This is a genomic window from Mycolicibacterium chlorophenolicum (assembly GCF_001044235.1).
In the GTDB taxonomy this organism is placed as follows: domain Bacteria; phylum Actinomycetota; class Actinomycetes; order Mycobacteriales; family Mycobacteriaceae; genus Mycobacterium; species Mycobacterium chlorophenolicum.
This window is the reverse complement of the sequence record NZ_JYNL01000009.1, coordinates 1-21331: the sequence shown is the minus strand read 5'-3', so window position 1 is coordinate 21331 and position 21331 is coordinate 1. Positions and strand designations below refer to the sequence as shown.

The 21331-nt window shown below is 65.5% G+C and carries 29 protein-coding genes; 26 read left to right on the top strand and 3 right to left on the bottom strand.

The annotated features are described in order from the left end of the window. Positions 1 to 13: 13 nt before the first annotated feature. Positions 14 to 925: an alpha/beta fold hydrolase gene (locus tag MCHLDSM_RS04175; RefSeq protein ID WP_082168698.1), complete on the bottom strand. Its 912-nt coding sequence runs from the start codon at positions 923 to 925 to the stop codon at positions 14 to 16. A gap of 422 nt (positions 926 to 1347) precedes the next feature. On the opposite strand from MCHLDSM_RS04175, the gene MCHLDSM_RS37665 reads away from it, so the two are divergent. From MCHLDSM_RS37665 to MCHLDSM_RS04160, 4 genes are all read left to right on the top strand, one after another. Next, positions 1348 to 1548, top strand: coding sequence for a hypothetical protein (locus MCHLDSM_RS37665; RefSeq protein WP_131722591.1), 201 nt, complete (start codon positions 1348 to 1350; stop codon positions 1546 to 1548). Positions 1549 to 1614: 66 nt separating this feature from the next. Then, positions 1615 to 2034 carry a hypothetical protein gene (locus tag MCHLDSM_RS04170; RefSeq protein ID WP_048469031.1) on the top strand — a complete coding sequence of 140 codons (420 nt, stop codon included), beginning with the start codon at positions 1615 to 1617 and terminating at the stop codon, positions 2032 to 2034. A gap of 81 nt (positions 2035 to 2115) precedes the next feature. After that, positions 2116 to 3006, top strand: coding sequence for an Imm63 family immunity protein (locus MCHLDSM_RS04165; RefSeq protein WP_048469030.1), 891 nt, complete (start codon positions 2116 to 2118; stop codon positions 3004 to 3006). A 198-nt stretch (positions 3007 to 3204) separates the two neighbouring features. Further along, a complete protein-coding gene (locus MCHLDSM_RS04160) occupies positions 3205 to 3882 on the top strand; it encodes a hypothetical protein (RefSeq protein ID WP_082168735.1) in 678 nt (225 codons plus the stop codon). 12 nt (positions 3883 to 3894) lie between these two features. On the opposite strand, the gene MCHLDSM_RS35620 is transcribed toward MCHLDSM_RS04160, so the two are convergent. After that, a complete protein-coding gene (locus MCHLDSM_RS35620) occupies positions 3895 to 4221 on the bottom strand; it encodes a hypothetical protein (protein ID WP_082168697.1) in 327 nt (108 codons plus the stop codon). 430 nt (positions 4222 to 4651) lie between these two features. On the opposite strand from MCHLDSM_RS35620, the gene MCHLDSM_RS04150 reads away from it, so the two are divergent. From MCHLDSM_RS04150 to MCHLDSM_RS04100, 12 genes are all read left to right on the top strand, one after another. After that, a complete protein-coding gene (locus MCHLDSM_RS04150; protein WP_048469027.1) occupies positions 4652 to 4903 on the top strand; it encodes a hypothetical protein in 252 nt (83 codons plus the stop codon). A 278-nt stretch (positions 4904 to 5181) separates the two neighbouring features. Next, positions 5182 to 6069 carry a TrbJ/VirB5 family protein gene (locus MCHLDSM_RS04145; RefSeq protein WP_048469026.1) on the top strand — a complete coding sequence of 296 codons (888 nt, stop codon included), beginning with the start codon at positions 5182 to 5184 and terminating at the stop codon, positions 6067 to 6069. Between the two features lie 104 nt (positions 6070 to 6173). Then, positions 6174 to 6797 (top strand): chymotrypsin family serine protease, encoded by a 624-nt coding sequence (locus tag MCHLDSM_RS04140; protein WP_053082873.1) that lies wholly within the window; start codon positions 6174 to 6176, stop codon positions 6795 to 6797. A gap of 74 nt (positions 6798 to 6871) precedes the next feature. Then, positions 6872 to 7774, top strand: a complete 903-nt coding sequence (locus MCHLDSM_RS04135; protein WP_234713851.1) for an HNH endonuclease family protein — start codon at positions 6872 to 6874, stop codon at positions 7772 to 7774. A 373-nt stretch (positions 7775 to 8147) separates the two neighbouring features. Continuing rightward, positions 8148 to 9590: an FtsK/SpoIIIE domain-containing protein gene (locus MCHLDSM_RS04130; protein ID WP_053082871.1), complete on the top strand. Its 1443-nt coding sequence runs from the start codon at positions 8148 to 8150 to the stop codon at positions 9588 to 9590. A gap of 64 nt (positions 9591 to 9654) precedes the next feature. After that, positions 9655 to 9951, top strand: a complete 297-nt coding sequence (locus tag MCHLDSM_RS04125) for a hypothetical protein (RefSeq protein WP_048469024.1) — start codon at positions 9655 to 9657, stop codon at positions 9949 to 9951. Positions 9952 to 9958: 7 nt separating this feature from the next. Further along, complete coding sequence (locus MCHLDSM_RS04120) at positions 9959 to 10621, top strand: metallophosphoesterase family protein (protein ID WP_082168693.1); 663 nt, start codon at positions 9959 to 9961, stop codon at positions 10619 to 10621. A 132-nt stretch (positions 10622 to 10753) separates the two neighbouring features. After that, complete coding sequence (locus MCHLDSM_RS04115) at positions 10754 to 11101, top strand: hypothetical protein (protein WP_234713850.1); 348 nt, start codon at positions 10754 to 10756, stop codon at positions 11099 to 11101. 22 nt (positions 11102 to 11123) lie between these two features. Continuing rightward, complete coding sequence (locus MCHLDSM_RS04110) at positions 11124 to 11504, top strand: hypothetical protein (RefSeq protein WP_048469022.1); 381 nt, start codon at positions 11124 to 11126, stop codon at positions 11502 to 11504. Between the two features lie 158 nt (positions 11505 to 11662). After that, on the top strand, positions 11663 to 11827 hold the full coding sequence (locus tag MCHLDSM_RS38360) for a hypothetical protein (protein WP_234713890.1): 165 nt from the start codon (positions 11663 to 11665) through the stop codon (positions 11825 to 11827). A gap of 267 nt (positions 11828 to 12094) precedes the next feature. Beyond that, on the top strand, positions 12095 to 12517 hold the full coding sequence (locus tag MCHLDSM_RS04105; RefSeq protein WP_048469021.1) for a hypothetical protein: 423 nt from the start codon (positions 12095 to 12097) through the stop codon (positions 12515 to 12517). A 241-nt stretch (positions 12518 to 12758) separates the two neighbouring features. Beyond that, positions 12759 to 12962: a hypothetical protein gene (locus tag MCHLDSM_RS04100; protein ID WP_048469020.1), complete on the top strand. Its 204-nt coding sequence runs from the start codon at positions 12759 to 12761 to the stop codon at positions 12960 to 12962. Between the two features lie 49 nt (positions 12963 to 13011). Here MCHLDSM_RS04100 and MCHLDSM_RS04095 read toward each other — a convergent pair whose 3' ends face one another. Continuing rightward, positions 13012 to 13458 (bottom strand): helix-turn-helix domain-containing protein, encoded by a 447-nt coding sequence (locus MCHLDSM_RS04095; protein ID WP_048469019.1) that lies wholly within the window; start codon positions 13456 to 13458, stop codon positions 13012 to 13014. Between the two features lie 198 nt (positions 13459 to 13656). Between MCHLDSM_RS04095 and MCHLDSM_RS04090 the strand changes: the two genes are divergently transcribed. The 10 genes from MCHLDSM_RS04090 (at position 13657) to MCHLDSM_RS04055 (ending at position 20935) form a co-directional block, all read left to right on the top strand. After that, positions 13657 to 15720, top strand: a complete 2064-nt coding sequence (locus tag MCHLDSM_RS04090) for a hypothetical protein (RefSeq protein ID WP_048469018.1) — start codon at positions 13657 to 13659, stop codon at positions 15718 to 15720. Positions 15721 to 15821: 101 nt separating this feature from the next. Further along, on the top strand, positions 15822 to 16124 hold the full coding sequence (locus MCHLDSM_RS04085; protein WP_048469017.1) for a hypothetical protein: 303 nt from the start codon (positions 15822 to 15824) through the stop codon (positions 16122 to 16124). A 100-nt stretch (positions 16125 to 16224) separates the two neighbouring features. After that, positions 16225 to 16971 (top strand): Rv3717 family N-acetylmuramoyl-L-alanine amidase, encoded by a 747-nt coding sequence (locus MCHLDSM_RS04080; RefSeq protein WP_048469016.1) that lies wholly within the window; start codon positions 16225 to 16227, stop codon positions 16969 to 16971. A 408-nt stretch (positions 16972 to 17379) separates the two neighbouring features. Continuing rightward, the gene (locus MCHLDSM_RS04075) at positions 17380 to 17751 is read left to right on the top strand and encodes a hypothetical protein (RefSeq protein WP_053082869.1); all 372 of its coding nucleotides are present in this window, start codon (positions 17380 to 17382) and stop codon (positions 17749 to 17751) included. Between the two features lie 56 nt (positions 17752 to 17807). After that, the gene (locus MCHLDSM_RS35615) at positions 17808 to 18044 is read left to right on the top strand and encodes a hypothetical protein (protein WP_082168692.1); all 237 of its coding nucleotides are present in this window, start codon (positions 17808 to 17810) and stop codon (positions 18042 to 18044) included. A gap of 652 nt (positions 18045 to 18696) precedes the next feature. Next, complete coding sequence (locus MCHLDSM_RS04065; RefSeq protein WP_048469015.1) at positions 18697 to 18930, top strand: hypothetical protein; 234 nt, start codon at positions 18697 to 18699, stop codon at positions 18928 to 18930. Between the two features lie 28 nt (positions 18931 to 18958). Beyond that, positions 18959 to 19105, top strand: a complete 147-nt coding sequence (locus MCHLDSM_RS38355; RefSeq protein WP_168440119.1) for a hypothetical protein — start codon at positions 18959 to 18961, stop codon at positions 19103 to 19105. Positions 19106 to 19155: 50 nt separating this feature from the next. Beyond that, a complete protein-coding gene (locus MCHLDSM_RS38350) occupies positions 19156 to 19323 on the top strand; it encodes a hypothetical protein (protein ID WP_168440117.1) in 168 nt (55 codons plus the stop codon). Between the two features lie 868 nt (positions 19324 to 20191). Beyond that, on the top strand, positions 20192 to 20356 hold the full coding sequence (locus MCHLDSM_RS38025; RefSeq protein WP_156455079.1) for a hypothetical protein: 165 nt from the start codon (positions 20192 to 20194) through the stop codon (positions 20354 to 20356). Then, positions 20357 to 20935 carry an aminoacyl-tRNA hydrolase gene (locus MCHLDSM_RS04055; RefSeq protein WP_048469013.1) on the top strand — a complete coding sequence of 193 codons (579 nt, stop codon included), beginning with the start codon at positions 20357 to 20359 and terminating at the stop codon, positions 20933 to 20935. Positions 20936 to 21331: the final 396 nt, after the last annotated feature.

Below are 21331 nucleotides of genomic sequence, written 5' to 3'. Positions count from 1 at the left end.
TCCTGTGACGGGGTTAGGCGTGTGCCATGACGCGGTTGTTCTGGGCGCGTGCGACGAGCCGTAGCAGGCCGGCGTTGACCTGTTGTGGGCGTTCGAGTTCGAGCATGTGTCCTGCGCCCGGCACTTGCAGGAAGTCAGCACCGGGGAGCGCCGCGGCGAGGTCGAGCGAATGCTGTAGTGGTGTGATCTTGTCGTCGCTGCCGCACGCCACGAATGCTGGCAGGTGTGCCAGGCTCGGAAGCGCGGCTGTCTCGTCGTGTGTGCGGAACGTGGTCAGTAGTCCAGCGATGGTGGTGATGGGGGTGCGACTGATCATGCGGCAACATGCTTGGTTGGCGTGCAGTGCCTGGTTGGCGGTGACGGGAACCCCCATCAGCGGGGCGATGGTGTTGCGGGCAAGGGCCCACATCCGAGTGGCGATGCCGGGTGCCAGGCGTGTGCAGTACTGCATGAGAGGTACCGCCGGTGTGGCTAGTGCGCGGCCCAAGCCGCAGGTATCGAGTCGCCCTGCCGCGGTGGAGATAAGGGCAATGCCGGCGATTTGGCGGACCATCTCGGGGTGACGCGCTGCGAATGCGAGTGCGGCCATGCCGCCCATGGAATGGCCGACGAGCACAACGGGTCGGTCGGGGCTCAGTGCGGTAATGATCGAGGCAAGATCGTCGCCGAGTTGCGCGAGTGTGTAGGTCGCGTAGTCAGCGGGGACATCGGAGTGGCCGTGCCCGCGGTGGTCATAGAGCACCAGCCGGGCGGTGTTTCCGAGGGCGGCACTCAAGTGACGCGCCTGAGGTAACCAGGCGTCCATCGTCAAACAGAAGCCGTGTAAGAACACAACGGTGAGGGGAGCAGTGGGCGGCCCGATCTGACGGTAAGCCAGCTCCGTTCCATCGGTTGCGCGGATCCGTTGCAGAACTGGGTTATTCACGGTGATACCCCCATCAGGGAAGAAGAACAGGCGCGCGCCGAGAGGATGTGTGGATCCGAGGTCGGCAGTCCTTTGGTTGCCTCAGAGGCGAGCCTGGCACTGGGTGAAGACCTGGTGCTTGAGGTGCGTGCGTGTCGGAGCAGTTTGTTGGGGATCGACCCTGCGAGGGGTTGCGTGGGTGCCCGTCGCCGGGCGTGCGGAGGGTGCGCCCCAGGGTGGGCAGTGATGCCCTCGATAGGACCTGCTGCAGGGGAACGACGCGGGCGGCGAGAAGTTTTGGCGTGGTTGACGTGTCGTGCGCGCTTGATGAGCACTGGGCGTGGATATGGTGCAGCCGTCCCACGCCGGGGAGGCGCGGGACGGCTCGGGCGGGTGACCTTCTGTGGGTAGGCATTGCAGATGGTGTAGGGGATTGGTGGCGCATGGCTCAGATCAGTGGCGCGGGGTCATTCGGGGGCGAAATCGACTGTCGTCTCGATGATCTCGCCAGGCTCCACGTGGCCTACGAACGGGCCGCCGATCCCGATGACGTGCAGACCGCAGCGGGACGTGAGGCCGCAGAGTTGTCCGCCGCGGTCGGCTCGCTACTCAGCGCGCTGGGCCGGCCCGTGAGGCTGGGCTGACCCAGGGTGGGCCGCAGGGCGCCGGGTCGGTCATGGCAGAGCACATGCAGATTGGGGAATCAAGCGATGATTTATGAGGCGAGTACGAATCAGGGTGAGTCACTGATCCTGGTGGGTTACGTGCATTCGTTCCCCCGGCACCCGGAGCCGGGGACGGTGGTGGACGCTCTCGTCGAGGGATATGAGGTGAGCCCGACGGACTATGCCCCCGAGCGGCTCTACGCTCTGGTTTCGGTGGATTGGGCCACCAAGGTCACCTCGATCGATGCGGATACCGGCCGCAGTTCGACGTCGTATCTTCGTGGGTTCGGTACGCCCGATGGTGTCACCTGGTACCTGTCGCCGGCGATGTTCGACGCTGCGACGGGCCGGTTCCATCTGAACAACGGGCGCCTGGCGAGGGGGCACCGAGACGCGCGGTTGCCGTCGGACCTGGTGGGTTTGGGTGCCCCCGATGTCGTGCCGATCCATGACTTCCCGGTGTAGCCGGCCGCTGGTGGCGGGGTGCGGGGCGGCACGCGTGATCAGCGAACGTCGCGATGGCGGCGAGCTTGCTACGTTACGGCCATGGTGAGAATCGCTGTCAGTGCGCTGCACGACGGGCCGGCGGAGTTGGCGGCCCAGCTCCCGGTGTTAGGGACGCTGGCGCGCCGCTTGCCTGATCCCAACGGCTGGCAGGTCTGGATCGTCGAGCTCGACTGGCCGGTGCGGTTTCACATTCCCCTGGATGCTCACCCCGACGATGCGTCGCTGTCGGTGGACTTCGACGAGCACGGTCCGTTCTTGTGGGTTCGCGCGGTGGCCGTGGCCGGTGGGCGTGAAACCTTGCAGGGTGTCCGCCAGCTTCGGGTTCACCTGGCCTACGTTCTGAATCCCGACGAGGTCGTCGACCTGTCGAGCCCGTTTATCGGTGCTGTGGGGGAGGCGTACATCGACGACGTCACCGCCGCGGAGGGACCTGTGCCGCCAGCACCCGTGACCGACGCGGGGGTCGAGACCGCCAACGCGACGTCAGATCCCAGTGGGGTGGCGGATCTGCCGGAGCGGGCGTCGGCGATGGGTTATGACGAGGTCGACGGCGACCTCGAAGTGTGGGTGTCGAAGCTGGCTGCTGTTGCTGCAGCAGTGCCCGAGGTGATTCCGGACCTCATCAGCGATGCGGGGCAGGCTCCTGGATACGTGTTGAGCGGTGTAACTGCGACCTACTATGGGCTGGCAGGCACGCCGCCGCGGACTACTGACGACCGGCTCGAGCTGGTGTACTGGATCGTCGATGATCTAGCCGCGGGCCTCGCCCGCGGCTGGGTGGCCGCTGCACCGGCGTATCAAGAGGGCGATCCTTCCGCTGTTCACGCGCTATGGCTGGGGCGTTGGCACAACCTCATGTCGGCTTTGTCGACTGATTGGGGAGAGCGGACGAGGGCGCGTATCGAGCAGTACTTCCTCAGTCCGTCGTGAGGGCCAAGGCAGCGGGCTGAGTTGCCGGTTACGGGGCGGTCGTTCTTGGCCGCTGTGGGCGTGCAGGGCGACCGCTGAAGGCTGTGTTGTGGGGAGCGTGTTTACGAAAGGCGGTCGCGTGACGCGTTTGTCCCCGTCGGCGTCCGGCGGCGGGGGTATGTTCCACGCCACCACGGACCGAGACCGCTATGGGGGATGATGTTGACCGACGACGCCACGTCTATCGACGGTGCCGAGAACATGGCGCGGCGCCAGTCGCTGTCGACTCGCGAGGATCTACGGGCATCTATTGCTGCACGATTGGCGGGCAATCACGGGAGCGGTTGGGTGTCGCTGCCTGGTGAGGTGCAGGTGGAGTATCTCGCTGATGCCGATGCGCTGATCGACCAGGGCATGACCCCGTACTGGGTGGATCCAAATCTCGGTGACACCGTATCGCCGGCGCTGGAAGCCGAAGTGTTCGAATTCGATCGCTCCATGGAGTGGTTCATGTCCTACCTGAACACCAGACACCCCCATTGGCGCGATACGGCCGTCTATCCGTCGTCTCATATCGAGCAGGCCGACCCCGAGGAGTGGGATGCCTGGGTGACGATCGCGGTGTCGGTGTCGGAGTCCGCGCGGATTCTCTGGTCGAGGCGTTTCGCGGCTCAAACCGGGGAACCCGTCGCGCAGGCGCGCTCGCCGCTGCCGCCGGTCCCCTCGTCGGCACCTCCTGCGGCTCAAACCGTCGCGCGCGACCGCACGGCCGCGGCAATAGGAGCGGTGTTGGCGCATCGGCACGGGCGGCGGTGGATGGATCTACCGAGTGACCTCAGGACCGCGTACCTGTCGGATGCGGAGTGCTTGATGCAAGCCGGCCTCGCCAGTTGGTGAGCTCGGCCGTCGTCAACTTGCGGTTTTTCGTCGACCGCGCGCCGAGCGGTGTTCCTTTCCGGGGCGGGTCGGGAAGCCGGCACGGTCGAGCACGTCGTCGACGGTTGCAGGAGCGTCGCTGTCGTCACCAGTGGCCTCAAGCCGATTTCGCGTGCTGTTCGCCGCTTGGGGGCTGATGCTTGCGTAGCGGGCGATGACGCTGGGGCCGACGCCCGCTTCGAGCGCCCGGTGAAAAACCGACAGGTAATGGCGGTAGGCCTCATTGCGTAATGCGGCCGCGCGACGCAGGTCCTCGAGAACGGGGATCTGGTCGGCTGTCGGCTTCTTCTCCCGGGCCATAGAGCAGAAGTATAAAGCCCTGTTTAAGGTCCCGTGGGTTTGCGGAGCAAGCGCGTCGCGGATCCGTTTGGCAATACGTTCGTACCGTCACGTGTGGTCAGAGGGTGTGCAACCCGACTCGTCGTCCGTAGCGACGGTTCTCCGAACGTTGCGGTGATGGGGTTAGCGCGTCACGGCGGTCGCTCCACGGCTCAGGATGAGTTGCTGTGCCAAGGCGCTGACCGCGGTGCCAACGTCGCAACTGGTGGCTGATCTGCTGGTGTCGTCGAGGTCGCAGGCCAGGTGTGCGCGCTGCGGAGATAGCGGAGTCTGGCGAGCCGTGCACGGTGACTCCTGGGCGACCCATGGGTGGTGCTTGCGTCGGCGAAAAACTGCCCTGCGACACGCGGCGGAATGCCTGCCGGGTTCGTCGGTCATTAAACTGCGCCGTATGAACGCACCGCCACCTGACGCCTCGCGGCAGGTGATGCCCAGCCCGGGTGACACCGGTGAGACCGCCCTCACCCCTGGGCCCATTCTGAGTCCTCCGGTGACCGTCGGTCCGATCGCCGCGTCGAGCCTCGGAGGAGTTCCGTTCATCGCGATCAACGGGCCCGTGCATCACTACAGCGGTAAACGCCTCACACAGTTCATCCTGAACGCGTTGGGCGAGGTGGGCGTCACCATCGACGTTCCCGAATGACGCTGGGCGAAGGCGCTACCGACTGCCGCAACAGGCGGCTTACGGTCACCGCGAACGCCAAGGCCCTGAGGCCAGGCGGCCCCTTCCCCTGTGCTGGCTACCCGACGTCACCGGCCTGGGCATCCCGCCAACCGGAGACGGAGAGAGGCCCCGGCCGCTCGTGGGCTCCCGGTGAAAAACGTCGCGACACCGCGCTCAAACTCTCCCCCTCGGCGACGTCGCTTTAATCTGGAGGTCTGGTGACAGGCACGCTGGGCAGTAGTCAGGGGGCAACAGACATGGGTGCGATCGAACCGGTGGACCTACCGGAAACGGCGCTGATCATCGGCGAACACTTCCCGGTGCAGGATGAGACCGCCTACGCACGTGAAGCGCAGGTGCAACGCCGGGCGGCAGAGCAGGCCGCCGGTGCTGGCGGGGTCGCCCTGGCGGCCGCCGGATACACCGAGCCTGAGTTCCGCGGCCTGGCCGGGGGTGCACTGGCCACCAAGCTGGCGGCTCATCATCAGACGCTGACGGCTGACGAGGCGCGGCACTTGAACGTGGCGGCATGGTTGGACTCCGGGGCCGAGAACATCGGCGCCACCAAGTCGCAGATGAACCAGATCAGCACCGACTACCACGCGGCCTACGACGAGCTCTGTGACCGCGCTGTCGCCGAGAGCTGGCCCCAGCAGAAGCTGCGGCAAACCAAGGACGAACTCGTCGCCGAAGCCCAGGAACGCATACGGTCTGCCAGGTCGGCCTTTCAGGACCGACACAGCGTCGTCGCCAACGGCATCGTCAGTGGCGAGTCGCCCGACGAGACGGCGAAGAAAGCCGCGGCGGGTACGCCGACCGTGCTTTCGGCCGGGTGGCAGCCCGCGCCGTTGAGTCCCCAGACCACCACCGACCCGTCGCTTCCGCCGCTGCTCCCGCCGGCGCCGGCACAATCGCCGAGCACTGATACCCCCCACTACCCGCCCTACGTCCCAGAATCGCAGTTTCCGAACGGGCTCACGCGGGACGCCATCGAAAAGCAGGGCCACGACGACGTGGTCCTGTGGAGCCCCACGCCCGAGCAACCCCTGCCGCCGTCCTGGATGAACCGCTACATGGAGATCTCGCCCGGTGTGTGGGTGCCTGACGACCGGCCATCACCGCCGGGATCGGTCCACCCGGCCTGATCGGCCGCACAACCACAAGGCGGAGCGAATAGCGAAGGGCGGCAACGGAAATGAGTTGGCATCGACTGCGACGATTCGCCGCAGCAGTGGTTGCCGTCAGTTGTGTGATCATCGCTCCCACCAGCCCTGCCCACGCCGGCCCACTGCCCGCGGTGTCCGCGCTCTATCCGGGCGCAGGCATGGAGATCCTCGGTGATGCCCCCTCGATCTGCACCGCTGGTTTCGTTGCGCACAACCAGCGCGGCGCCCCGGTCCTGTTCACCGCGGGTCACTGCGATACCGGCGACACCGCCGCGGTGAACTCAGCGGTCGACGGACGACTCGTACCCGCCGCCAATTTCGTAGTCAGCAAGTACGCCGGTGATGCAGGTAATCAAACCGACGTCGCCGTGATGAGCCTGACCGGGGCCTTGCAGCTCGACCCAAACATCGCCGGCCACCTACCGGTGACCGGCTTCGCCTCCAGCGTCGCCGAGGGCATGTGGCTCTGCAAGGTCGGCGTGGCCACGGGCCGTTCGTGCGGCCGAGTCGTCGAGGCCTCGTCATCGAAGGTCAAGTTCGCCGCCGACATCGCCCCGGGCGACTCCGGTGGCCCCGTGTACGGGCTCAAAGACGACGGCACGGCGTTTGCGGTCGGCATCACCATCAGGGCCAGCTCCGATGACGGATACCCCGTGGCCGAACTGATCGGACCGTGGCTCGACAAATGGAACCTCAGCCTGAACTGAGCTGTTCGGCGCCCAGCGTGTTACGCAGCGCTCGAATCCAGTGACATTGCAGACGCCCACACCGCTGGGGCGTCTTGGTTCGCCGCCCGTTCATCGGGCCAAAAAACCTGGCGCGCAACGCCGCAGCTTCACCCGAGGCGCCGTCTGGCGCACCCACAATGGCCCGCACGAGGATCGCCGCTGACAGCGATCAAGGGCACAGAGGGGGTTGGATGACCGGGCTGCTACTCGAGGCCTTGGCGGGAGCATCGAGACGGGGTGGAAGACGGTACCGGCCGCGCACGCGCATCATCACCGCCGTGATGGCGTTGGCACTGTCGCTCGGCGCGTACGGCGCCTGGGCGATGCGCCCTCCTGCAGCGCAACCGGCCGGCACCGTAGCGGCGCCGTCACAGGTGAACCAGTTCAACGACCTCATCGCGCGAGTGAGCGTCGTCGACGAGATCGACCCCGCGCCGGGCTACGAACGTGGATGCGGCACCGACAAGCAGACCGGGCAGAAGGAAGGATGCGTCTTCGGCCCCGCATGGAACGATCCGGCCTCGACGACAGGGTGCGACGTCCGCAACACCGTACTGGCCGCCCAGCTGCACGACGTCACCTTCAAGCCGGGCACGCGCAACTGCAAAGTGACCTCCGGCTGGCTCATCGACCCGTACTCCGGACAGCGAATCACGTTGTCGCAAACCCAAATCGATCATGTCGTGCCGCTCCATCGCGCCTTCGACGCCGGAGCGTGGGCATGGTCTGCGGCCCGGCGGCAACAGTTCGCCAACGATCAACGCAACCTGCTCGCCGTGTCCGCCCACGCCAACCAGTCCAAGCAAGATCTCGGGCCCGGTGAATGGCTACCTACCAACACCGCACAACAGTGTCCGTACGTCGTGCGCTACCTCAGCGTCGTGGTGGCTTACCAGCTGCCCATCACGACGTCCGACAAGGCGGCCGCGGTGGCCGTGTGCGGACAGACGCCATGACCAGCGCACCACGCACACCGGCCCGGGTCGATCTGGGCGCCCGGCACGCGGCGATGGCGGGCTAGCTGTGACACACCCCGATGCGCCGCAGCCGCGCCACGCACAGTCCTACTGGCTCACGCCCAGCCGCAGTCTCACCGGCGGCTGCCTGCTCCTGGCTGGTATCGGATTGTTGTTGTACATGGTGGGGCGGTTGGGTCACCCGCATTATGTCGAACTCGCTTCACTGCTCTGGATCCCGGCGGTCATCGCGACATCCCTGGGGGCCGGGTGGGTGTTCCAACGCCCAACTGCCACCACCCACAGAGGCCAAGAGCACACCGCGCCCACGCCGACGCCACCCGAGCCGTCGCCTCCACCGGGTCCCCAGGTCGTGCTCGGCGGCGGCGACATCGACCGGATCCGACAGCTGCTCTCGGGCAAGTTCCCCTTCGAACTCCTCGACTCAGCGGTGCACTACGACGACACCACCGGCAGGCTGATGTCCTACGCCCTGCGTGCCATTGTCCCCGGCTACCTCGCCGACCGGCGCAACGCCACCATGGTCGCCCAACGTCTACAGGGCGCGGTCGCCGGCGACTGGCTCGTCGACGTCGACTCCGCACGTGACCAAGTCACCGCCACCCGTAAGAAGCCCTTCGCCCCGTGGGTGGCCCCTCCACTGCCCGACGTCATCGTCGACAGCCCCGAGGAAGCCATCCGCCGCTACAACAAGCTCAGCATCGGCATCGGCGTCGACGAACTAGGGGAACGGCTCGAATATGCGCTCAAGGACTACCACCACTGGCTGATCATCGGCGGAACAGGCTCAGGCAAGAGCGTTTTCGTGCGCGGCATCATCGAACAACTGCGCGCTGAAGGCGTACCCATCCTGGTGGGCGATGGGAAGGGTACCGACTACACGAGTCTGAACGGCGAGGCGCAGATGGTCATGATCTCATCGGGCCCGGCCGAGCACCCACGCCTCGTCCACGCCGCGGTGCAGGAGCTGTCCCGACGCCGCAGGGTCGCACAAGAGCGCAAGGCGGCCGGCCACCCCGACCCCATGGGCTTTCCAGCGTGGACCATCATCCTCGACGAATTCGCCACCATGCGCAACGAAGTCGCCGGACTCTACGAGGAACACCCAGGCAAAGACAACGCCTTCGTCGACGATCTGCGCGCGATGTTCAAGGTGGGCCGCGAATTTCGCATGCACATGATGCTGTCCACCCAGGATCTCTACGCCAAGACCATCCCCCGCGACATCCTCGGGCAGTGCAAGCTCATCATCACACTCGGGCCGCCGGCCGAGATGACACTCAAACAGGCCTTTACCCAAGAAATGGAACCGAAGGCCCGACGAGTCGGCGAACTCATCAGCCCCGAAACGCAAGGCCGCGGCCTGGTCGCCGTACCCGAGACCGCCTCGGTCAAAGAATTCCAGTCGTACTGGAGCTACACGCCCGGCACCGACATCGACGGCCCCAAGGTGCCAGAAGGCATTCGCGGGCCCTGGCGAGCCTACCGCGACACCGTATCTCGCAAGATCCCGAAACTCTACAGCCGGCAATGGTTTTGCGTGGAAGACCCGGAGTTCGCGACTCTGCCCATGGCCGAACTGCACGCCCTGAAGATGGTCAACCTCGACCTCGACGACGGCACCCCCGACCCGCAGATGTACCAGTACGACAAGAGCCGCGACGACTACAACGGCCACCTACGCGGATCCGACCACGACGGGGCGCTACGAGAACTCAAAAGACCCACAGCCCAATCGAGCCCGGCACCGTCAGACCCACCCGCCGTCAGCGGTGAAAACAACCAGCCCTTGTGAAACACGCTCAAAGGCAACGTGATACACGTCAATGCCCGACGGCGCATCATCGGAAGGAATGACTATGGAGATCGACTATGCGATGGCCTACGACTTCATCGACGACGACGGTGACGGCCGACCCTACCAGCTCAGATTCCGCCGCGAGCAACACTTCAGCGACCAGGGTCAACTCATCGCCGTCATCGCATCCGCGGGCCGATCCGACAACGGCACAACATGTTTCATCAGCCGACCGGGAGTATCGTTCACCGATGTCGAGCAAGCCCTCGACAACTGGGAGAGCTGGGCCATGCTCACCGACAGAACCGTCTCCCTATCCCGCATCCGCGCGACGATCACCACCAAAGGCCTCGGGTAACGGGCACATGGCCGTCAGCGACGCTCGCAGCGGGAACACCGAGCAGTCATGGATCAAAAGAGCTGGCAACGCCGCCAAACGACTGCGCGCGCCGGCGTCCTCGCGGACCGTACGACTGCTCGTCATTGCGGACATGGCGCCCGAACTCCCCAGTGACGTCGAAGGCTTCCTCGACGCCGAAGCAGTCGACGTCGTAGTACTCGCCGGGGACCTCTTCTCGGGCGACCTCCGCGGATTGACCCAGACAAGCCGCCCCACGCTCGGTGTCTATGGAAACCACTGCGACGGCGCGTATCTGGCCGACATGGGGTTCGCCAACCTTCATCTGTCCGCTGTCGATGTGGCGGGGCTGACGTTCACGGGGCTCGAGGGATGCGTCCGCTACAAAGCCGGAACCAGCGACATCCTCTATACCCAGGAAGAGTATCGGCAAATGGTGCAACAGCTACCGGCCGCCGATGTCCTCGTCACCCACTGCCCACCACGGGGGATCAACGATCACCAGGACCCCGCGCACCACGGCATCGACGCGTTGCGGACCTGGGTCGAAGCACGACATCCGCGCCTGGTGATTCACGGGCACACCTACCCGCGGTCCCCGATGACGGCATTCGGCCCAACTCGCATCGAATACGTGCAGGGAAGCCGGATCGTGACGTTCGCCACCTGAGGACGCCGCGGCGCCGCCCTGAGGCGCCAATCGAAAGTGTCCCCGACACGTACCCACCTCTCACATCGCGAGCAGTGGGCGTGTGAGCATCAGCCGCAGGTGCCGAACCACGGCGTGAGGAGGGAACGCAGTTTGGATGCGACAGCAGCCAAAGGCGCTGCAACACAGCGCCTGAGGACCGCGCACACCCGGACACGGGAACTGGCCGAACGGGTAGCGGCCGCCATCCCGGCTCAGCTGGGTGTGCACGCAGCCGACGCCGGCGCCCAGGTGCGCACGGGGATCAGCGAAGGGCACGGCGCCCCGTACGTCATCTGTTGGGAGACCGGGCCGTTTCAGTGGGCCTACCGCGTCGACCTCCTCGCGGCGATCCAACAGCAATTCGGTGTGCAGGTAGAGACAGTCAACCACTTCACCGTCGCCGTCACAGCCCGCGATGGCGACCAGAGAACTGCGCCGTGGCACAACCCGCGGCGATGAACCACAACCGAAAGGGGAGACCATGAAGATCACCGTCATACCCACGATGTATCGCGACGCGTCGAACTGGAAAGTGCACGGCGAAATCCACCTCCAGGGCGAACTCGCCGAGGCCGACATTCAGGCAGCGCGCGCCGCGCTCAGCGATGGCCTCTACTACGTACCAGGGCAGATCGGCCTCACGCATTACGGATCAGGGGAGTATTCCAGCTACCCCACCGAAGATGATCACGGCTGGCAAGAGATGTGCCTCGACGAAATCAAAGTGATCGATGCCGACCAGGTCAGCCGCCGACTGTCCGTCGCCGCCGGGCCCGAGGATGGCGGCACCGCGGCAGACCTCGTCGCCCGCCTCACGGCAGCGGCCCGCGCCGGATGGAACCCAGCTCTGCACGCCGCCTGACCGCCCTGGGGGCGCTGCTCATCGCAAACGCAGCGGCGCCAGGGGTGTGATGGCCGACAGACCAGGAGAAGCGGATCTCCTCGCAGCCACAGCAGCACGGAGAGCCCATCCTGCCGGGGGTAGCGGCGGATCGATAGACGGCAGAAAGCACGGAGGACGTGACGATGGACAGCAGGCGGGGAATCACCCTCAGCAGGGACCAACTGGAAGCGTGGGCACGGCGCCCACTCAGCGACGAGGAGGTCGAGGCGATCGACGACTGCCTCCCGAACTCCTCGATACCGGATGCCATTGATGTGATCGCGAACGAGGCGATCACGTAGCACCACGGTGCACCGGCTTCTGGCCGTGCGGCGAACACACCGCTGTGGGCGCTGCGATGCGGTCCGACCACGCCCACCCGCCCGGATTGAGATCAGGAGCGACGACGCTCCGCGGTGGGAGACGTAGGCAAAGCATCTCGATGGGAACCACACCCGCACCCGGAATGAACAGCCCGTTCACCGCTGAGGTCGTCGTGTTGCAGACCGTCCCCGGTTAGCATTGATGCAGGCTGGTCGGAGTCGGGGCGGCCGGAGAGGGGAACGATCGTGCTGATACCAGTACAGGCCCAGGTCGAACTGTTCACCAGCGATCAGCTCACCCCCCAACGCCTCACCGATGCCGTCACGACGGTCAACCAGGAACTGCAACAACACTTCTCGCGCCGCGCTGTTGTAGTCGGGATTCCGTCCAGCGGCACCGACAACGTCACCAGAGTCGACACCGGAACCAACGAAGAGGGCGAAGAGGTAGTCACCGCGACGCTGGTTCTCGCCCTCATGAACATCGACGCCGACGCTGCGCAAGCACTCGTCGGACAGTTCCGCAGCCAGAACTTCCCGAATGCCCACCTCGGCTCGACCAGTGAGGCCCAGCTCGACCGGCTGCGTGGCCTGGGCGCCTTCGCGGGGCTGGCCACAGTCGCTCACGACAACGCGACAGCTCGCATCAACAGCATCGCCAGCGACTAGAGACCACCGCGCATCCGCCGCGGTCACCGGCGCGAAACGCCGCGGCAGGCTCACAAACTCCCCGCCGACACGCAGATGTGCGCGGTCACCCGTCCACGGTCTCCTAGGTTGACGACACAGCGCACAAGCGCTCCCGCGCGGTAATAGGCGGCGGTTCGACAGCACTGGGGGATCAACTCAAATGGGCGAAGTGACACCAACTCTGGGGGAGATTGTTCGGAACAACGGTATCGCCGGGCAGGTGTCCTACCGTGTCAATGTCAGCTACCCCGGCGAGCCGATGAAGCCGGTGGTCTTCGTCGGCAACGAACTCGGCGGACCGGTCGTCATGATCACCACCACCGCCGGTGGGAACGAGACCCAGGTGTTCGTCGACGATCCCGCCCGATTCGGCGCCTTCGGTCCCGAATGGGTTCGGCAGTTCTTCGGGTCGGCGCCGCAGTGATCGTCACTGGCGCAGTGACCTTGAACCGGCAACATCTCGGTGGCGCACGTCAGCAGGACGTACCCGGGGGGCGTTGGCGGGCACGATGGTAGGCGTCGCGATAGGTCTGCGGGCTGATCCCGAGCAGACCAGACAACGTGTCAGCGTTGGCCTCGGACAGCGGGTGTTCCCCGCGTTCGATCCGCTGCACGGTCGCGGTGGGCAGCTGGGCTTGAGCGGCCAGTTGCGGCTGGGTGAGCCCCTTCATGACCCGCCAGTCACCGGGGAAGCGCTGGTCTTGCTCGATGCGCACGACGGCGTCGATCGGTGCCGCCAGAACGGCCATGACGGTGGCCAGGATGTCGATCTGCGGCGTTCGCCGCCCGGCCTCCCAGTGGTGGATGGTGCTCAGCGACGTCCCCGACAGCCGCGCCAGGTCGCTGACGCTGAATCCCCGTTCGCGGCGCAGTGTCGCGAACGTGTCGGCGTCGAAGCCGCGCAGAACGCGTCGGCTCATGCGGCGGCCATCCGGGTGTCGCTCATAACCGCACAGACTCATCGCACCATCGCTGTACTGCGTAGACAGAGTGTTTTAACGCAGTGTTATAGCGTACTCGTTTAAAGTATTATTGACGTTAGCGGCTTCCGCAGCGCATGTCTGACCAGCGTCTTCGCCATCGTTCATGTCCGATTGATCAGCCCGTTGGAGGCTCCCGTGGAACTGTCCGCCCGTCCCCTGTTCAGAACCGGTATTGCGTTCACCATGGCGAGTGCCATCGCGCTCAGTCCGGTCATCGCTACCAATCAGCACCCGCTCGGTCTGCCGGTGCACCTACCCCAGGTGAGCATCTCGGAGGTGCAGCTGGCCGCGGCAATCTCCCCGCGCGACGTCGCCGCCCTCACCGCGAACCTCAACGCCGCACTGGCGTCGGCGGGCTCCACGGTGACCGCGCTCGTCGACAACGCCAGCCATTCCCTCACCAGCGCGTTGAATACCGCGTCCGGGCTGAACACCTCGCTGTGGGATCAGCTCATCGCCGCGGCCGCCGGCAGCCCCACCCTGAAAGCCGTTCTCGTCGCCCTCAAGGCTGCCTCCGGAGGTGCGCTACTTCAGCTCAACAACACGGTCGGCGCTACAGGAGACGGCATCACCCTGACCACCGGCCAGATTTCCGAGCTGCTCACATCAACCGTGACCGGCACCGTGGGGACGGTGGCGCAAGCGGTGGCCAGCGTCGTGAACAATCCGCTGGCGGCGTCGAGCTACATCGGCCTCCTCAACACCCCGTTCGGGGTCGCTGGCCTGGCGCTGCAGGACGGGATCACCGGTGTCAGCCAACTCGGAGCCACCGGCCTGCATTTGGTCAACGATCTCGTCCACGGTGTCACCGCGCAGGTAACCAATGCGCTAGACGCGGTAAATCGTCTACTCGACGCCGGCAAGACGGTCACCGACATCGCGCTCGTCAACGGCGCTCTCACCGCCGTCCAGGGCATCGTCTCAGCGCCGGTCAGTGCCATCGTCGCCGGCGTGAACGGCATCGCCTCGGCCGTCACCAATGCAGGAGTGTCCGCGTTGGGGCTTGTGGCCGGCGGGGCCAACACCATCGTGGGAACTTGGCTGGGCAGCGGCAGCACGCCCGGCGCTGTCATTGGGGCGATCAGCGCCGTCGGCCAAGAGCCACTGAGCCTGGGTAGCTACACCCGCGCCGTGTCGATTCTGGTCGGCGCTGCGGGCAGCACCGTGGGAACGGTGGCCAACACCGTCACGGCGTTCGCCTCGATGCCCTTCCGGTTCGCGGCGGATTTGACCGGCCCCGGCGCCCAGGTGGTGAACTCCCTGGTCTCCGGTGTCGCTACAGCAGCGTCCGGATTGCTTCTCGCGGCCGGTCTTTCGCCACTGGTTGCCGGCCTACCCAACAATCTGGCGACTGTCGTCACCGGAGCCATCAATGTGGCCGCATTGGCCACCACGGCGACGCTCAACGCGATCGCCACCGCGATCGATGTAGGACACGCCATCGGAGGGTGGGTCACCTCGTTCAAGTCAGCCGCGGCCCCCGTCGCCTTGAGCACCCTGAGCGTGGCCGAAGCTGACAGCGCAATGGATTCGAGCGCAGGTGCCGACGATAGGGGCGTCCCCAACTCCCCTCATCCATTGGCCACGCAGCAGAAAGCAGCCGCAGCGACGACGGCGCCGGACAGTGCCGCAGCGACGACGCCGCCAGAGAGCGCCGCCACCGCCGACGTCGATGACGCGGCAGCATCAACATCGACAAGTGCAACACCGGCGGCCTCTGACCCCGACCGACAGGACGCCTCGCCGCGTACCGATACACCCTCGGCGACAACGCCTTCCGGTAAGACCGACCCAGACGCTACCGCCACGACTGCCTCCGGCGAGCCGGCGACTGCGAAGGACTCGGACGAGTCGGCGACCGCGAAAGGCGCAGACGAGTCGGCAACCGCGAAAGACACCGACAAGCCCCCAACCGTGAAACCGAAACCCGGAACATCGGCGGCGGGGGCATCCACCGTCGACAAGACTGCCGACACTTACGGCCGGCATGCCGCGACGCCGCCGCAAAATGCAACCGCTCGGGCGTCCACCGCAGCCACCAAGGGTGCGGATTCGGGGACGTCGGAATCCGGCGGCCGCCACCGGCGCGACGAGGGTACTTCGCAGAAGGGTGGATCGAACGCCGATGCCGGCAGCGCCTCGCATGAAACAACCGGTGGTGGCCGCCACGCGTCGGGTAAGGACGCCGCTGCGGCATAAGAACGAACGTTCGCCCTCTGGATGGCCTCGGGAGCACAACGGCTCCCGTCGAAGAAAGCCCGACGGCGACAAGCGCACTCCGATCTGGCAGTATCGAACGCGTGTTCGAACAATGGGCGGAGGGGGACTATCCGACGTTGTCGCACGTCGATCGAGCGGTCACCGTCGACGTCACCCGCGTGTTCCCGCCACCGGGCGCCCGGAAGGATGAACTGCCGCTCGGACTCAAGGCCTCCGGGCTTTGGCTGGAGCCGCGCATGCTCGGTCGGCAGGTGGCATGGCTGCGGCGCGCGGACGGGGACTGGCTTGGGTGTGTACAGATGCCAGCGGGCAGCGCCAACAAGCGGTCCAAGCTGCTGATGACCCTCTGGTTGCCGCCCGAAGCCTTCGTCGTCGAGGCCTAGTAGGTCGGCACAGCGAAACCGCACTCTCATGCCGCTGTCTTCCTCCTCATCGGGCTGCCTGACCGGCATACTCGGGTGCGGGTGAGGAGGTAGCGGATATATGAGCAACTTGGTCGCTGCGCTCGCTGCAGTGGCGACGACTGCGCTATCGCTTCTGGCGACGCCAGTCGCCCTGGCTGACTCCGACGTCGCCGGCATGATCGTTTTCCTCGACCCCGGTCACAATGGGTCCAACGATGCCTCAATCAGCCGCCAGGTCCCCACTGGCCGCGGCGGAACCAAGGACTGTCAGACCACCGGCACCGCCACCGCCGACGGCTACCCGGAGCACTCCTTCACCTGGGACACCACACTGCGAGTGCGGGCAGCACTGACCGACCTCGGCATCCGATCGGCGCTCTCGCGCGGCGACGACACCTCGGTCGGGCCGTGTGTGGACGCCCGGGCCGCGGCGGCCAACGGATTGCAGCCCGATGCCATCGTCAGTATCCACGCCGACGGGGGACCGCCTACCGGCAACGGTTTTCACGTCAACTTCTCTGACCCGCCCCTAAACCAGGCCCAGAAGGGACCAGCCCTCGAGTTGGCCACGCAGACGCGGGACCAACTCGTCGCCGCGGGGTTCTCCCCGGCCAACTACATCGGCCGCTCTGGCCTCTACGGTCGAGCCGATCTCACCGGCCTCAACCTCGCCCAATATCCCGCGGTGTTGATCGAACTAGGCAACATGCGAAACCCAGCAGAGGCCGGCGTCATGGAGAGCCCCGCCGGCCGGCAACGCTACGCAGACGCCGTCGTGAACGGCATCGTCGCCTTTTTACGCGCTCAGAAGGCCGGCCACAGCTGACAGGACGACCGCGGGCCCTTGATCTGCGACCGTTCGACAGATCGACGGCAGTTGCGCAGGCGCAACACCATCGGTGGAAGGTTGCTAATCCTCGCCGGCGGTCCGCCTGACCATGCGGCCCAGGTAAATCGCCCGCCGTACCGGCCAGATGCTCCTGCGTTAGTCGGGTCGCCGGCATCGCTCAAAAACAGCGCCTGAAAACGCGTCGCGCAACAGCTGCGGGCCCGCAGCTCGCGACACTGACCGGGCGGAGCGAACTAACGAGGGGCGGGGGCGGTGACGCGATGTGCATGACCAGTTTCACGGGCATTCGTGCGCTCACGGCAACGCCCCATGATCCAACGGTGCGACCACGTTCTGTGAACGCTGAACGCAACCGTCGATATCACCGACAAGCGGAGTAAGTAGTTGTCCAACAGCGTAATTGACACAGCATCCATACCCGATCACCACAAGAGCGCTGAACTGCAGAGCGGATGGTTTCAGCTGCAGAACGGCCTCTACGTGAGCCCGCTGGCCATGGCCAAGCACCGTATGAGCGGGCAGGTGCCCAGCCAGTTCACGTACGAGGCGTGGCGGCACGGCGGGTGGTACGTACACGAAACGCTATGGCCCAACGGCGGATGCGGCTGCGTCAGCCGAAACTTCAGCGACCACAAGTGGCGCATCGTCTGCGATCCGCGGCTCTTCGAAGAGCAGCCCACCTTCGCAACGCGGGACGGGGCCGCCGCCGGCGAATGGCTATTCGTCCAACAGGTCGTTGCCGATACCCCTTGGTAGCCGCCACGCTTCGACCCGCGAGGCATCCCATCCCACAGGCGACTGGAGCGACGATTATGACTCAACCTCAGCTCGACCCGGGTGACCGGGCCCTATTCCTCGCCGGTACGGCCGAGGCCGCTGTGTGCGCGGTCGAAGGTGAGGTAAGCGTCCTCAGGCGCCTCGGCCCCATGGACGGTGTCCCCACCGACAGCCCGTTTCACATCTACGAGGTGAAGTCCGAAGCGACCGGCGCCATCGTGCAGGTGTTCGCCGACGAACTCACTCCACTGTCACAAGGACCGCAATCGTGACCGGGAACGGCCGATTGTGACCACGTCATCGGCCAAAAGGTCAGCACGCCAGTGCGGTGCAGCAGCATTGGCTCCGCGCTGGCTCGTCGAAGCCCTCGGCCCCTTCGATCTGGACCCGTGCCCCCCGCCAGGGCCGCAACCGTGGCCCACCGCGGCACGGTGCATCACCGACGCTTCTTCGAACGGGTTGAGGGCGCCATGGAGCGGAGTCGTTTGGCTCAATCCGCCACCCGACACGAGACCGCAATGGCTGGCGCGCTTGGCGGACCACGCCGAGGGGGGCATCGCCCTGACTCCCGCGCGCCCCGACTCGAGGTGGTTCGCTGAACAGGTGTGGGCGAAAGCCACAGCGGTCGTCTTCGTGTACGGACGCTTACGCCCACCGGCACCGTCCGAGGTAGTGAGCGGCCGGCCACCGGCCACCGCGCTCATCGCTTATGGCGACGTGTGCGCCGCACGCCTGCGCCAGGCTGTCGAGCACGGAGTTCTTGACGGCGCCGTGGTGTTGGGGTGGGACGCTCCCCGCCGTCAACTAAGCCTCTTCGACACCGTAACCGCCAGGCCGCCAGAGCGTTTCGGCATCAGCACGTCCGCTTAAGGCGCACCTTCGCACCATGACGACTGTGCCACCAAACCCAAGGGAGAGCATCTAATGGCGATGACCGACATCCTCGACGCGGTCCTGAACCGCGTCGACCCCCACTCGTCGTACGTGACGATGACGGCGTCGGCGGGGGCAGCAGCTCACGTAACCCTGCGGACGATACGTGCTGCGCGGCGACTGGTGTTGCGGCCCATACGTATTGCCGTTCGGTTCATACGGGGCCTATTGGCGTACGCCATCGTGATCGGGTCCGTGTGGGCGCTTCTGCACTACATCCGCTAGCTACCACGGGAAGGAATCCGACCGGCCTATGACTCTGAAAGAACGCCTGATCAACGAACTTGGCGTGTGGGGAGAGTGCGCAGACTACCCCCGCTGCGATTGGAAGGACGAGGTCCAGAACGACGACACCAACCTCGGCTACTGGGACTGGGTCGTCGAGAAACACACAACCTGACGGGCCCGTGTAGCGGACGTGAACTGATCAACGAAGGGAATAGAACGCCGATGATCACGGAGATCTCCATCGTCAGACGTGACGGTAGCGATGACGCTGAAATCACCATCACACAGCCCGACGGGCAATCCCGTCGACTCACCATCTCTGAGCAATCTGACGAATACAACCGGTTCGGCGACGGCCTGGATGCACTATGGGACCTCGCCGAACAGTGAAACGACAGCGAAATGAAACTGGCTCAGCTCAATTGGCGACTAGCACCGCCCACTGACCACCACCCCACGGCAACGAATGACCAATCTGTCGGCGCGCAGGGTGCGGGAGCGCTTCGACTCGTCGTGTCGCGAAGTGCCGGGTGCGCTTCGGTCGTCCAGGGCCCGGGATTCCGCAGGTGGCAGATGACTTGCACGTGCGGATGGTCACGCCCACGGCGGACTTTGCGTGCCGTTGCCGTTGTAGAAACGCTCGAACACTGTGCTGAAGTGGGCTGCGTGCCAGCCGATCCACTAGTGGTGCGCAGCCGTTTTGCTGCGAGACCTGCGTTCGCAGCACAAACGCCGAATGGCTAGCTAGCTGTGCTGTTTCATGACATTGGTTACGCGCCGGTGAATATGAGCGGCGCCTGGCTTCCTGGGTGACGGCTGCCGATAATCAGGGCCGCGGTGAGGGCAGCACAAAATCTTGCACGCCGTCAGGCGCGTCGTCAAGGAGGCGAACGCGCTGCTCCAGTCCCGGGTCTGTGCCCCGGCAATGTGTGACGTGAGCGCTGGTCGTGCCCCGTGGCTGCCTGGTAATGGTTGCCGTGACTCGCACCGCTCGACTCCGAACTGCGCGGTGTTGCCTGGACCCGTGCGTGCGCCCTGAGGCGCCGGAGATTCGGGTGTCGACACGACGAGGATCCGGCTGCGTTTCTGCCCCGGTGTTAGCGTACGCGGACCGTTCGACGGCCAGATCGGCTGTCCCTCGACGTGAGGAGTTGAAGGTAAATGGGTAGTCGACCTCTCCGTCCAACATGAGCTGAGTCAGAAAGTGCTCCGGGAACACGTCGCCGCGCTGCAGCAGGTCCTCGAGAGTCATCCGGACGTGGCGTTCGACATGCGGATGATCCTCGCCAGTGCGACAGATGCCGACGGTGTGTGTCACCTCACCGATGCGGTGAACGACAAGCTGGTGAATATGCTGGCCGAACCTCGGTTCGACGTACCGAAGCTCATGCTGTCAGGCGCACCCACCGAGGGAAGGATCTGAGTGATCGACGCTCTCGCGCAACCGATCGTGTTGCCGTTGGACGCCAAGCATCACCCGCTGGTTCAGGTGATCACCGTGGCCGCGACCGCGTCGGCTTCTGCACTCGCGCTGTGTGATCGCGCCGACCCAGCGTGGTCGAGGTGGTTGGCTGGCAGGTTCACGAAGTCGGTCCGGGTGGCGAAGACGCGGACGGCGTTCGCCGCAGCGCTGGACACCGCGGAGTATGTCGCCACGGTCGGTGATCTGTCGGCGGCCGCCTTCGCTCCCGTGGCCTATGCGGAGATGCCGAAGTGGATGTCGCAGGCTCGGGTGGAGGGCCTGCACTGTGCAGGTGAGCTGCCAGACCGGGCAGGGTGTGGGGAATGGGCAATTGGGGTGCTCGCGCAGATGTCGGCCGGCAAGGCCGCCGCGCAGGTGGCCCACGCGCTGTGCCGGATCGTGCTCGACACCGGCTCGGTTCCGACGTTCAGCCTCTACCAGGCGAATGCTGACGCTCATGGTGTGGTGGAGATCATCGATGCGGGCCTCACCGAGTTTGGTGGTGTGCCGACGCGGACGGTCGTGGCGTCACGGCAGTGACCTCGCCCCTGACGCGCAGCGGCGAGTAAGTGCCCGGGCGGATGGCCTGCCCGTCCGGCGGCACGGGATGAAAACGGTCGCCTGGTCGTGTCGGTCAATGCCGGGGCCCAGGGGTGGCGATGGTGTGGAAGTAAGGCGATGCCTGGCCCGGCGTGAGCCGGCGCCCGGTGGCCAGCGTGGATCGGTGATAGTTCCAGCAAACACTGATAGGATGTAGTCATGGGTGAGGGTATGGGCGCGGCGCAGCCGACGCACAGTGTTTCCTCCGTAACCCGTTGCAATACAGTAGATTTAACTGTAAGCGCACGGCGGAGCCGTGAGCGGACGCGGTGGTTGAAAACCGTTCTATTACAGCATAATTCAGGTATGGCACATTGGGCGGAGCCCAATACCCGT